Genomic DNA, 13851 nt, shown 5'->3' on the forward strand with positions numbered 1-13851 from the left:
TTTAAACGTATAGGGATAGTATTTGAGAATTGTATAGCTTTATATTCTCTGAATTGATCCATTCAGTCATTTTAAAAGATCGATTTTTCCTAAAAAGTGTGGGGAAACAACCGGAAAGAAAATTGTTCTTGCGATGAACATTCTAGAAAGCCTGTCTTTAAACTCATCGCCGTACAAACGTTAAAGAGCCTGTACTTTCGATAAAGACAACCTCTAAATTGAAAAAATCCAACTCCCAATGTTAGTTAAGCTTGCGCAAGGCTAGATTCACTTATGAAATCCAAAACAAAAAGGAACCTGCTTTTAGTGAGGTTCCTCCACTACATTCATTTAGCGATCTATTTCATCCTTCTTCTTATACGCCTACCTTTAAAAGCTTATTGTCCAAAAATTCTTTTGCGCGTGGAATGTCATCCTCATCTAAATGCTCAATAATAATAGGAATATTTGGATGCTTTTTTGCCAACAATTTCAAGTATAAATCGTAGTTTAAAACGCCTAGCCCCACAGCCGGAAGCTCAACATCCCCTGCTCCACGGAAAGTATGGGATTCAACCGCATCGATGGCCGCATGCTTCTCGCTCTTGTCTTCGGCCAATTTAATATCCTTGGCATGTGCGATTTTAATTTTGTCTTCTAACGCATTAAAGATCCGATATAATTCATGATCCACATCATTTATATTTTCTCCGTTAAAGAAATTGGTTGGATCCATTAATAGTCCTAATCCTGGATGATCGACATCTCTGAACAGCCTGAGTACTTGATCGACGCTGCCGATTATATTATTAACGTAGTTTTCAACTAAAAACACCGCGTTATGTTCATGAGCAAACTCTGCTAGATCTCTTATAACGGCAGTGATCTCACGCACGGCCTCTTCCGTACTATTTTTCTCATGATAGACCCAGTCGCTTTCCGTATTGTAAGTGCCTGTTTCACTTATAACGTAAGGTGTACCCAAATCACGGGCAAATTTTAATAACGTTTTAACATAAGCAATATTTTTTTCTCTCTTTTCTAAATCCGGACTGACGAGATTCGTGTAAGCGGAAATAGCAACTATTTGGATATTCGCCTTGCGAAATGCGTCACGAATTTTATGTGCTTTTTCAACTGTAAGCTTTTCAGGTAATGTATAAGGGTCTTCTAAGTCCATATCTTTAAAACTCAAATCCAATTGCACAGAAGTAAAGCCTGCTTCCTTAATCCTCTTTATACTTTCCTCCAATGTATAAGGATAGTATCCATTAAAAATTCCGACTGAAATCATTTTCGTAGACCTCCTTTAAAGTTTCAGAAAATAACACGGTCCTCTCCTCTTCGATGGAAAGATAACAAGCTTCGATCGCTGCCATCGTATGCAAGTTGTCACGGCCGCTTATTTCAGGTTCAGTATCATTCTCCACCGCCCGCAGCAGCTGCGTCATCGTTCCTAAAAAAGCATCCGGAAACCATACTTCATCCCATGTAGGTTCAATCCATTGGTTAGGATGTTTACGAGTCGTAAATTTAATCGTGCTCGGCTCTCTTGCCGGTGAAGCCGGCCATCCAATCGTCCCCCAAGCCATTCCATCCATTCCTTCGACGCGCCATTTTATATACATGTCTTTTTCCGTACCTTCTCCTTGCCAAGCCCAGACATCATCCAAGCTGGTTGCCATCATTTCATTAGCATATTGGAAGGTATACTGGCTTATTCCATCAATATGGGCAAATGTTGTTCTCGGATCGCGTCTTGTGACAGCGGTTACTTTTTCAGGGTCTCCAAAAAGATAGCGAAACACATCAACATGGTGGATTCCCATATTCAAAATCTCAATTCGGTCATACTTTTTCAAAAATTCCTGCCAATGTGGAATCGCTCTCATTTCTATTGTTGCTAATACAATATCACCAAAGTATTGATGATCGAGTAATGTTTTCAACGCTCTCATCGATTGGTCGTAACGCATATTGCTGTTAACACCCAATTTAACCCCTGCCTCTTCACAAAGTCTCACAATTTCAACTGCTTCTTGTAAATTCATAGCAAGCGGTTTTTGACAGAGAATCCCTTTAATATGCTTTTGCTTTACAGCTTCACGAATAATTTCTAACTGAACGTCTGGAGGAACCGCAATATCTAAAATCTCAATATTGTCGTCTGCGATTAACTCTCTCCAAGAATCAAAGACGTGGGGAATGTCGAAATCTTTTGCAGCCATTCTTGCTCCAACCCCATTAAGGGAAGTGATCCCATATGGTTTAAAACCGGCATTTTTGTAAGCAACTAAATGACAATCTCTGACTATCGCTCCTGCTCCAATTGAACCAATGCGGAAATCCTTTCTTTTCGGCAAAACGGCGTGTATATTCAAATCTAAATCAAAGGTTGACATCATAAATCTCCCTTCTTATAAATTCGGAACCTCATTTTCCTTTATTCTCCGTCTTCTCTCCACATATGCTGGCAAAATCTTAATATCTTCCTCTGTAAACCATGCAAAAGGATCTGTGCTTGCAACCAACGCAAAATTTGCCCACGCATTTAATGAGCCTGAACGTATCACCACCTTTGCTTTAGGAGCGATATTTTCGACCAACTCCTCATGCGTTGTTCCCTTAAAAATTGCTCCTGAGCCCGTATAAATATCTTGAATGCTCTTATAAAGCTGCGGATGATGCGTTTTTACCTCACCCGCAAATGCCACCTCATCGACGAAAATTTCCTTTCTAAGCATTTTTAGAATATCTAAAACATCCACTTGCCCAGCGTAATAGCCAAGATCAATACGGTTCGCATCTTTCGGAATCGGAAAGCCTGCATCTGTCACCAAGATGATATCTGTATGCCCACATTCTGCAAGCGCTTTCGAAAGTTTTGGATGTAGAATACGGCTAGGTCTCATCATGAATCCTCCTTTTGCTAATAAACTCTTCAACTTCTGGTCTAGTGTGATAGGATGGTACTGTTTCCCATTTTGTACAACACAAGGCAGCGACAGCATTGGCAAACTGAACAGCATCTCTTAATTCCTGTCCTTCCCCAAGTGCCACTGCAAGAGAAGCGTTAAAACTATCACCTGCCCCATTGCTATCGACAACTTCAATTGGGCAAGCATTTATGGCGGTGCATTTTGTTGACGTATGAATTTCAACACCCGCTCCACCAAGGGTCATAATGACTGTTCCACAGCCTGTTTGTAACAGTTGGAGTGCGACTTCCCGGTGTGACAGTTCCACTTCTGGCAGCTCTCCAATTGTGACCCGGGCCTCAGTTTCATTTGGTGTAATGAAGTCAACAAAACTTAAGTCATAGGATAGTAAATTAATAGCTGGTGCCGGATTAAGGATCGTTGTTTTCCCTAGCTCTTTTGCCTTTTTCAATGCATAAAGAGCCGTTTCAGTCGGAATTTCTAATTGAGCGAGGACAACATCAGCCTCTTCAATCAACTTTAAATGTCGCTCAATATCCCTTTTAGAGAATAATTGATTGGCTCCCATATCCACGACGATGACATTTCTAGCGTTCGTATCTTTAATGATAAATCCTACACCGGTCGGCTTCTCAGTCGTTTTCCTTATCCCCTCAAGCGTTACACCCTCTGATTCCATTAGATCCAGAAACTCAAGACCAAACGAGTCGTTGCCTACCACTCCGATATAAGACACTTCAGCACCTAATCTTGCAGCTTGTACAGCCATATCAGAGCCTTTCCCGCCAAAGGTTTCTCGATAATGATCACCTAGAAGAGTTTCACCGACGAGAGGGATGCGATCCGTCGTCATAACAAGGGCTTTTGCATAGCTTCCAATAATACATATCTTCATTCTATCACCTTCTTTCCGTTAAAGCTGAGTTTGCCATGTTAAGAGACTAGTAACTTAATAGGCATTCAGATCGCCTGCCAGCCCCTCACAAATCTCAGGTCCAGAGCTTGTTCCCACGAGTTCTGCTCCAGCGTCAAACATTGCTTTCATTTTCTCAAGTGTGTTTACTTTTCCAGAAACTTTAACTCGGCATGGTTCCTGAATATTTTCCTTTAAAATTTTGACATCCTCTACTGTTGCTGCGCATCCGCCAATTCCCCAGCCGCTTGATTGTTTAACCCAGTCAATCCCAGCTTCATAAGCAAGCTTTGTAGCTTTTATTTTCTGTTCCTCATTTAAAAAACCAAATTCGAGCATGGCTTTAACTACAACGCCTGAAGCATGAGACACTTCAACAATTTGCCGCATTTCTTCAAAATACTCCTGTTCTAGTCCACCGATTAATAATCCCGGATTTGGAGGAAAATCAAATTCATCTGGTCCAATTTTAATAAGCTCTCGTAATGCTGCAAGCTTCATTTCTAATGTATCGTTCGCCTGTGGAAAATTTAATGTCGTTGCCACCTTGATTCCTGTCCCTTGCAGAAAATCCTTTGCTAAGGATACATAGCAAGGAGCAACCATCGCTGCATTAAAACCATACTGTACACATGTCTCTAAATGCTTAATCATTCCTTCTCGCGTTAAGTTCGGATTTACATTCGTGTATTGTATTGCTTTTGCAACCTGCCTTTTGTCACTAAAGTCAATCATGCAATCCCTCCTATGTATAATGTTACATGAAACGTTTCATATAATCATCTTATCATGATGATTTTCCTATTTCAATCCTATTTATAAAAAATAACTGCAGTCAAATATATTATTTGACTACAGCTATTGCGATTACTTATTCTCTTCCATTAAACGATTAATGGTTTGTTCAATGTTTATTAACGCTTGCTCCTCTGATATTTGCCCACGAACTGAAGCGTTAATTTCTTTAGAGATGACATGACTGTATATATAGTTTCGACCCTTATTGTTTATTTTTACATTTGGCAGTATCCTTTTTCTGCTTTTCCGATAACTATCCAAAACCTTATTCTTCCACGGATAAGAATCCTCTAAATCATTGCTCTCATAATAGCTTTTTCTCAAGGTCGATCCACCTAAAAGTGCCAGTGGAATAACAGCGTGATCACTGCTCACCCATGTAAGAAACTTAATGACCTCTTCTATATTGGTACTGTTTTTATTGATTCCCAAGCTCCAGCCTCCCAATACTGGAGTCCCTCCCGGAATATAGCCAACTCCAAGGTTGCCGGCCACCTTCGATTTCGTGTAATCATTTAGTTCATTAGCATAAGAATCATATAAAATCGTCATGGCACTATGACCCTTCTTAAAGTCTTCCACTGCCTCATCCCATGAATACAATTGTTGCGGTGAAGAATATTTGCTGCTATTGACGAAATTCATCAATGCTGTAAGTGATGTACGATTATTGATGAGCACTTTACCATTATCGTCGAATACATCACTTCCGTATGACCATAGTCGATTAAGATAAGAGATGGTCGTATATATATTTTCACCGGATACGCTTGTAATACCATATGTCGTTGGTGATTTGCTATTGTATGCCCTTGTGAAGAACTCTGCAATAATATTGAATTGTGACCATGTCTGTGGAACGGTTAACTCATTTCCATATGTTCTAGCAAACTGCCTTTTTAATGACTCATTTTCAAACAAGTCCTTTTGATAAAATAAAAGCTGTGTTCCAGACATGATCGGAACTGCGTGATATTTCCCATCAACCACACCACACTGCTGTTCAAGTCCAGGAATAAAACCTTGGAAATCAATATTAGACTGATCGAGTGGAGCCAACACATTATGACGCACAAGCTCATCGATCCATGTAATATCCAGCATCACCCCGTCATATAAACTGCTGGAGCTGTCAGAGATACTATGTACACAATGCTCCAACTCGTCGTACTTATATAAATCAAATTCTATATTCGTTCCTGTTTGCTGTGCATATACTTCTGCAAGCATTGTTAAACTAATAGAAGTGGGACTTTCGTATAAAGCAAACTTAAGGTTTGCCGTTGAGCAATTCCGTTCCACACCGTGCAAGACCGTTCGCGTTTCTTTATATTCAGCATGAATTCTTTCTACAACAGCTTCATGTGTTTTAGGATTTTCAATCGCATCGAGCGTTTTTTCAATCACACGTTCAGCAATTTTTTTTTGAGAGAAAGAGATTTGGACCGGAAATGCCGCCTCATCCTCTATCCAGTTGCCTTCCTTCAATACCGCAACCTCAATATCTTCTATTTTCAAAAGCTTAATCGCTTTTTCTACTCCTTCAGCAATGAGATAATTACCTGAAATGACTGCATCAATTTCAGGATGTAGGAAGAAAAGCTCATAGGCAGCTTTAAATCCGCGTTCTTTACTGTAATCCGAGATTTTTAGCAGCCCTTTTACACCGTAGCGCTTATTGTATATTTCGATCACTTCTTCATTTTGATAAAAAGATTCATCAATGATCAGTGCGACATTTGTCCTCCCCTTCCGCTCATAATAATCTAAAATCTGTTCAAAAGCGCGGGAATAGTCCAAAATAATCGCATCACCCGTTATGGTACTTGCTTCGCTGTATGACACCATCACGATGGGTGTACCTTCTTTTTCCGTTATTACTTCCTTCTTCCTTTTTAATGAAGAAAATAAAATGATACCATCGACCCTTTTTTCAAGGCATTTTTCAATTGCCTTTTTCTCAAGCAGCTTGTTATTTTGTGAAAAAAACAAAAGAATGCTATATCCTTTTTCACTTAACTTAGATTGGATATGAGAGAGCAGTGAGGCATTTTCTGGATTCGTAGAATTCGGCAATACGAAGCCAATCAAACCACTCTTTTCACTTTTAAGACTCCTAGCATTTGCATCAGGACGATAACCCAATTCTTTCATGGCATGTTCAACTCGATCTATAAGCTCAATATTATTTGTTTTACCGTTCAAAACATTCGAAACGGTCCCAATTGAAACTCCTGCCATTTTTGCCACTTCTTTAATTGTAGTCAACGTAATTCCACCTCGTTAAACGTTTCATCTATGATAAATAGTAGCATATCATAAAAATGCAAATTCTGTAATTAACAGTCTTATTTGGAAAACTTCTCTCCCTTTCCCTGTTAAAGCTTCTGCAAAAATACAACCTTCAAATAATCGCCTTCTTTAAATTCTTTTATTGTCTTAAAATCGGCAGGTAGTCTGAACTCTTCAAGAACTTGATACTTGGAATCAGCTTGCTTGAATGCCTTTTCGATGAAACCTTTAAATTTGTCCATGCCAAATGTACTGCAATTAGTAGAAGCTACTATCACGCCTCCCTGTTCAGTGACATCAATTGCTTTTGCTAATAGATCTGGATAATCTTTTCCTGCACTGAATGTATTTTTTTTCGAACGAGCATAGCTTGGCGGATCGAGGATTACTAAATCAAATGAAAGGTTTTTTCGACCAGCATATTTGAAATAATTGAACACATCCTCGACAATGATATCCTCTGCTTCAAAGTCGATGCCGTTCACACTAAATTGCTCAATCGTTTTGCTTTTGCTGCGATTCGCAACATCAACGCTCGTTGTTTTCATGGCGCCGCCTAATGAAGCCGCAACTGAAAAGGCACCCGTATACGAAAACGTATTTAATACCGTCTTCCCTTTCGCATAATTATCGCGTATCGTTTTCCTTACCTCGCGCTGATCTAAGAAGATTCCTACCATTGCACTCTCATTTAAATAAATGGCAAAGTTGATGCCATTTTCTTTTACAAGAAGCGGTACGGGCGCACTTTCTCCGATAAGAAAATCATCATCTTCCATATAAGTCCCTTGCAGATCGAATCGTTTCTTTTCATATATTCCTTTATAATCAACAATGCTGTTCAGGGCCTCAATGAACAAATCCTTAAAATGATAAATCCCTTCGCTGTACCACTGAATAAGAAGATAACCATCGAAGTATTCAATCGCAACACCTCCAATTCCATCCCCTTCACCGTTAAACAAACGGAATGCCGTTGTTCCAGGATCACTAAAGAAAGACTGTCGCAGTTCAAATGCTCTTTTTAATTTCTTCTCAAAAAAGCGCACATCAATTTGTTCTTCCTGCCTCCGACTTAAAATCCAACCGATGCCCTTATTTTGCTTCCCATAATAACCTTTTGCTAGAAATAGATCGCTATCATCGGTTAGTTCAAGAATCGTCCCTTCCGCACCTAATTGTTGTAAATTTTCAACAGCTTCCTTTTTGAGAAGCGGAAACCCTGCTTTTATACTTTTCACATACGCTGATTTTACTTTTACTTTTACTGTTTGCTTCATAAAAACCGCCCTGTTCATTTGATTTTGCCTCTATAAGCAATGGTTTTTTTAAACAATTTTTGGCCCATCTCTTGTGAAACCAAGGTTTCACAAGCCTTTCAGTATGCTGAAAGAGAGAAAATGAGAATCAACACCGACATATAATAAAGCCTAATCAAAACCACCAGTGTGAACTGGTGGTTTGCTCTTCGGCTGAAAGCCTCTCTTACCGGCCTTGGCCTTAAAGGCCAACTGAAAGGGTTTCCCTTCTGCACCACATTCACTCACTAATTCTAAAGAATTTCTTTATTTCTTCCGATTTTTCTCTCCTGTGAATGGATCAAATTCTTCGAACAACGTTAATTGATCAGCCACGTAATCCTCTTTTAGCTGATTTCTTATATATTCTTGTATTTGCTTCTTATTTCTTCCCACTGTATCAACATAGAAACCTCGACACCAGAATTTTCGATTTCCATAGCGATATTTCAGATTCGCATGTCGATCAAATATCATCAGGCTACTTTTTCCTTTTAAATACCCCATAAACTGAGATACACTTAATTTCGGTGGAATACTCACCAACATATGAATATGATCTGGACAAGCATTTGCTTCATGTATGATGACGCCTTTCCTTTCACATAAGTCTCTTATGATCTGTCCAATACTCTTTCTGTATTTTCCATAGATCATTTGCCTTCTGTATTTTGGTGCAAATACTATGTGATACTTACAATTCCATGTTGTGTGTGCTAAACTATTCATGTCCTTCATCAGGGCATACCTCCTTCATGAGTGAGATAAAGTGGTCGGGAAACCAACTTTATCCTACCATGAAGTGAGGTTTTTTTGTTACCACGCTTTAAGCTCTCTGGAACCCCCGGCATAGCCAGGGGTTTTCTAAACCATTAAAAAAAGAAGCCTCATCCATTTATAGAATGGGCTTCTTCCAGCTTTTCTAATACCTCTTATTATACCTTTGTTTTCAAGCTCATACCATTTTTCATTGACCAATTGTCGATTTGAGCTTTTCGTTGCTGAAGAAACTTTTTTTATCGTTATACTTCGGTCACCCATAGCTCTAACCTCAGCTTATGCCAAAGGCTTTGTTTTCAGTTCAGGTTTTAATATCCCTGCATTCATGGTTATACTGTAGCATAAAATTTTGTCACACGCATTCTTCTCGTAATTATATTTCAAGTAGCCAATGCAAAAGTAATTTCTATTCTGAAATAAAATTTCAGTATTATATATTAAGTATTGAAATTTTATTTCTAAGGAGTTATACTGAATCTGGATAACCTATCATACAACAAGTCATAAGCATGGAGGCATAGTATGCAGCACAATTTGAAAACGCTAACAACAGAATCTCGCAATGAACGTTCAATGGCGATTGACACTGCACAACCACTTGATATTCTCAAACTTATGAATGAGGAAGATCAAAAAATTGCCGAGGCAGTTGCACAAGAGCTTCCTCATATTGAAATGGCAGTGAAATACACATTGGAATCATTCAAACAAGGAGGGAGACTCATTTATATCGGTGCTGGAACAAGCGGGAGATTAGGGGTTCTTGATGCGGTGGAGTGTCCTCCGACTTTCAGCACCGATCCCAATATGGTTCAAGGGATTATTGCAGGCGGTGAACAAGCATTTATTAAAGCTGTTGAAGGCGCCGAGGACAAACCGGAAGCGGGTGAAGCCGACTTAAAGAAAATCAATCTTTCACCTCAGGATACGGTTATTGGGATTGCTGCAAGCGGACGTACCCCTTACGTTATTGGTGCTCTTCAATATGCGAAGAGTATTCAAGCAAAAACAGTCGCTCTCTCTTGCAACCGCAATGCTCTCATTAGCAAAGAGGCCGACCAAGCGATCGAAGTCGTAGTTGGACCTGAAGTATTAACCGGTTCGACAAGATTAAAGGCAGCAACTGCACATAAAATGGTTCTGAATATGATTTCGACAAGCTCGATGATATTGCTTGGGAAAGCCTATGAAAATTTAATGGTTGATGTTCATGTAAGCAATGAAAAATTAAAGGAACGCGCCCTGAACATTATCATCAAAATTACTGGTGTTACCTATGAAAAGGCAGTGAAAGCACTCGAGGCAGCAGATCTTCAAGTGAAAACAGCGATTGTCATGATACAGAACGATGTCACAAAGGACAAAGCGCTCCAAATGTTGGATGAAGCCGATGGATATGTTCGCAAAGCGATCAAAAAGGAATAAATGAATTTTAAAAGGTGGTAATCAACGGTGATTTCAGGTGGATTAAAAATTATAGAAAATATGCTTATGCAGCTTCCAGAATCGGAAAGAAAAATTGCCCAGTATATCTTGGATGCTCCACATGAAGTTGTAAACTGCACAGTGAGTGAGTTAGCAGCCGTTACATCGTCGAGCGGCGCCGCTGTTATTCGCCTTTGCAAGTCATTAGGTTTCAAAGGTTTTCAGGATTTAAAGGTTCGAGTCATTAGCGATTTAGGAAAGCCGGTTGAACAGGGATATACAGATATAAAAAAGGATGAGACGAAAGAGAATATCGTTCAAAAAACATTAAGTAACAGCATTCAAAGCTTACGTGATTCTGCTGAGGTTATCCAGTATGAGGAACTTGAAATGGCAGTTCAAACTCTATTAGCAGCCAAAAATATTCATTTATTCGGAATTGGTGCTTCACAAATAATCGCAACGGATGTTCAGCAAAAGCTCTTGCGCATTAATAAGCATGCCACCGCCTTCTCAGATACACATCTGGTTGCTACTTTAATTGCAAATGCTGAAAAGGATGATGTCTTATTTGGAATCTCTTTCTCTGGAGAAACACCTGAAGTCATTAATGTGATGGCGTTAGCAAAGGAAAAAGGCATGAAAACGATCAGTTTAACAAAATATGGACATTCTTCTGTAGCAGAATTAGCCGATATGAAGCTGTTTACTTCCCATTCTACAGAAGCTCCATTTCGAAGTGCTGCCACTTCCTCCCGATTGGCACAACTATTTATGATCGATGTCTTGTTTTTATGCATGGCAACAGAAACATATGAGGAAACCGTTGATTATATTGAAAAAACAAGAAGCGCCATCAAATTTTTAAAAGAGCAATCAACTGGAAAGTGAGCACCAAGTTATTTTTAGAGAAAAAGCTCGTCAAGTGATTTCACTATTACCACTTGAGAAAAGAGCTTTATTACAATGATAGGGGGAGCAAAAATGGCTGAAAATAAAATTTTAGCTGAAAAAATATTAAAGCAATTAGGCGGCGCCAAGAATATTGAGTCTTATACACACTGCATGACTCGGCTTCGGGTGACCCCAGTAGACGAATCTCTCGTCAATAAAGAAGAGATCAAGAAAATTGATGGTGTCATCGGATTTGTCGAAGAAGAAACGTTGCAAATCATTCTTGGACCGGGAAAAGTCAATAAAGTAACGGAGGAGTTTGGTAAATTAATAGAGCAATCAGGAGAAATCAATTTAAAAGAACGGGCAGCTTCAGTGAAATCAGAATTAAAAACGAAAAACGCTACTCCTTTTAAATTATTTTTAAGAAAAATTGCCAGCATCTTTATTCCATTAATTCCTGCTTTAGTAGCCTCAGGGTTAATTACAGGGATTTCAAAAGCGGTTATTCAAGCTGGATGGCTCTCAGCGGAATCACAGCTTGCCATGATTTTAACTGTTATTGGCGGCGGGCTATTTACGTATCTCGGTATTTTAGTGGGGATTAACGCAGCGAAGGAATTTGGAGGTTCACCAGCTCTCGGTGGTCTGGCAGGGATCCTTATTATCAATCCTGCCTCCGCTTCGATCGTTCTATTTGGAGAAGAGCTCGTTCCAGGACGGGGTGGACTTATCGGTGTCTTACTTGCTGCCATCTTTATCGCCATTGTAGAAAAAAGAGTTCGCAAATTTGTCCCACAGTCACTGGATATTATAGTTACACCTACTATCGCATTATTGGTTACTGGAATTGTCACATATTTAGTTTTTATGCCAGTAGGTGGCTTCATATCAGACGTGATTACAAAAGGATTATTAGCTGTGTTAGATATGGGTGGAATTATAGCCGGGTTTGTTCTTGGGTCGACCTTCCTTCCGCTCGTTGTAACAGGACTGCATCAAGGCTTAACGCCAGTGCACTTAGAATTAATTAATACGATTGGCGACGATCCATTGCTACCAATTTTGGCAATGGGCGGTGCAGGTCAAGTTGGGGCGGCTTTTGCCATTTACTTTAAAACAAAGAAACCACGCTTAAAAAGAGCGATTGGCGGGGGACTTCCATCTGGTATTTTAGGAATTGGTGAACCACTTATCTTTGGGGTAACGTTACCTCTTGGAAGACCATTTATCACTGCTTGTTTAGGTGCTGGTATTGGTGGAGCGTTCCAGGCATACTTTAATATCGCTACAATTGCAGTCGGAGTGTCTGGTTTACCGCTCTCATTCCTTGTTCACACCCATCAAATTGTTCTTTATTTAGTAGGTGTACTCATCGCTTATGCTGCTGGTTTCATCTTTACTTACCTATTTGGGTTTAAGGATGAAATGGCAGGTGAATACGATTGATTGGAATCTCCTTTTATTTAAATGATCGAGCTGCCGAAGAACGAATTATATTAGCTGGAAAGACAGGTGTGAAGCGGGCATTTACCTCGCTTCACCTCCCCGAGGAGAAGGGTGAATTAGCTGAGCGCGCCAAAAAGCTGTTACATTTAGCGAGTGAGAACGGAATTGAGGTTTTTGCTGATGTATCCTATAACACCCCGTCTCATCTGGGCATTAATGACCTTTTTCAGCTTAAGGATTTAGGTGTAACAGGACTTCGCTTAGATGATTTTTTTGACAATGAGCTGATTTTAGCCCTTTCTGCTGAATTTAAAATTGCCATTAATGCGAGTATTTTATTTGAAGATGATATTCTCACTCTCACCTCTAAAGGGTTAAAAACAGATAGTCTTATTGGCTGGCACAATTTTTATCCTCGGAAAGAGACCGGGTTAAGCATGGAGTTCTTTCGCCAGCAAAATGCATTGTTTAAACGTTACAATATACCAATAAGTGCCTATATCCCAGGATCTGGCGAGAAAAGAGGGCCGTTGTTCGATGGCTTGCCAACTTTAGAAGAGCATCGCACGCAAGAGCCTCTCCTATCTGCACTCCAGCTTTTTCACGAAGGAGTGGAAGATGTCTATATCGGTGACCCCGACCCAGGTGAACAATTGCTAGCAAAATTACTGTTATTTTCTGAGGAAAAAACAATCATCGTTCGTACAGAAGCCGATTTTCTGCATCAAGGCACCTATAAATTACGCCCTGATCTTTCCAGAGATGTGCTGCGCTTTATGGACACACGCTCAAAAACAGCAATCGCCCCTGCCAGGACGGAGATTCGCCCCGTAGGAACGATTACAATGGACAATCATCTCTACGGCCGCTATCAAGGTGAAATTCAAATTGCATTACGCGATTTGCCTGCTGATCAAAGGGTGAATGTCCTCGGTAAGGTGTTGAACGATGATCTTCCATTGCTAGCCTACCTTCCTCCGGGAGCATCTGTCCAACTTGTTTAATCTAGTTGGGGACGCTTTGCTTTTGGGCTGAAGACCGATATCCTTTCATCATCAATATTTTTACACACAAATATTTGAGG

General features: G+C 39.8%; 12 protein-coding genes. 4 read left to right on the plus strand and 8 right to left on the minus strand.

From position 1 onward, the window contains the following. Positions 1-355: 355 nt before the first annotated feature. From NST02_RS20720 to tnpA, 8 genes are all read right to left on the minus strand, one after another. On the minus strand, positions 356-1273 hold the full coding sequence (locus NST02_RS20720; protein ID WP_095309542.1) for a sugar phosphate isomerase/epimerase family protein: 918 nt from the start codon (positions 1271-1273) through the stop codon (positions 356-358). Next, a complete protein-coding gene (locus tag NST02_RS20725; RefSeq protein ID WP_244988996.1) occupies positions 1251-2384 on the minus strand; it encodes a Gfo/Idh/MocA family protein in 1134 nt (377 codons plus the stop codon). Before NST02_RS20725 ends, NST02_RS20720 begins: the two co-directional genes overlap by 23 nt. A 12-nt stretch (positions 2385-2396) precedes the next feature. Continuing rightward, complete coding sequence (locus NST02_RS20730; protein WP_212590645.1) at positions 2397-2894, minus strand: RbsD/FucU domain-containing protein; 498 nt, start codon at positions 2892-2894, stop codon at positions 2397-2399. Continuing rightward, positions 2881-3813 (minus strand): ribokinase, encoded by a 933-nt coding sequence (locus NST02_RS20735; RefSeq protein ID WP_137742887.1) that lies wholly within the window; start codon positions 3811-3813, stop codon positions 2881-2883. The genes NST02_RS20730 and NST02_RS20735 overlap by 14 nt, the downstream gene beginning before the upstream one ends. 54 nt (positions 3814-3867) lie before the next feature. Then, on the minus strand, positions 3868-4566 hold the full coding sequence (deoC, locus tag NST02_RS20740) for a deoxyribose-phosphate aldolase (RefSeq protein ID WP_095309550.1): 699 nt from the start codon (positions 4564-4566) through the stop codon (positions 3868-3870). 132 nt (positions 4567-4698) lie between these two features. Continuing rightward, positions 4699-6897 carry an extracellular solute-binding protein gene (locus NST02_RS20745; RefSeq protein WP_137742888.1) on the minus strand — a complete coding sequence of 733 codons (2199 nt, stop codon included), beginning with the start codon at positions 6895-6897 and terminating at the stop codon, positions 4699-4701. A 110-nt stretch (positions 6898-7007) separates the two neighbouring features. Continuing rightward, on the minus strand, positions 7008-8201 hold the full coding sequence (locus NST02_RS20750; protein ID WP_137742889.1) for a class I SAM-dependent rRNA methyltransferase: 1194 nt from the start codon (positions 8199-8201) through the stop codon (positions 7008-7010). Between the two features lie 285 nt (positions 8202-8486). Beyond that, a complete protein-coding gene (gene tnpA, locus NST02_RS20755) occupies positions 8487-8957 on the minus strand; it encodes an IS200/IS605 family transposase (protein WP_340948879.1) in 471 nt (156 codons plus the stop codon). Positions 8958-9521: 564 nt separating this feature from the next. Here tnpA and murQ point away from each other — a divergent pair. From murQ to NST02_RS20775, 4 genes are all read left to right on the plus strand, one after another. Beyond that, a complete protein-coding gene (murQ, locus tag NST02_RS20760; RefSeq protein WP_340949705.1) occupies positions 9522-10424 on the plus strand; it encodes an N-acetylmuramic acid 6-phosphate etherase in 903 nt (300 codons plus the stop codon). A gap of 27 nt (positions 10425-10451) precedes the next feature. After that, the gene (locus tag NST02_RS20765; protein WP_095309558.1) at positions 10452-11315 is read left to right on the plus strand and encodes a MurR/RpiR family transcriptional regulator; all 864 of its coding nucleotides are present in this window, start codon (positions 10452-10454) and stop codon (positions 11313-11315) included. 93 nt (positions 11316-11408) lie between these two features. Next, a complete protein-coding gene (locus NST02_RS20770) occupies positions 11409-12767 on the plus strand; it encodes a PTS transporter subunit EIIC (RefSeq protein WP_095309560.1) in 1359 nt (452 codons plus the stop codon). Next, complete coding sequence (locus NST02_RS20775; RefSeq protein ID WP_137742890.1) at positions 12764-13771, plus strand: MupG family TIM beta-alpha barrel fold protein; 1008 nt, start codon at positions 12764-12766, stop codon at positions 13769-13771. Before NST02_RS20770 ends, NST02_RS20775 begins: the two co-directional genes overlap by 4 nt. Positions 13772-13851: the final 80 nt, after the last annotated feature.

The organism is Robertmurraya sp. FSL W8-0741, assembly GCF_038004005.1.
GTDB classification, from domain to species: Bacteria; Bacillota; Bacilli; order Bacillales; family Cytobacillaceae; genus Robertmurraya; species Robertmurraya siralis.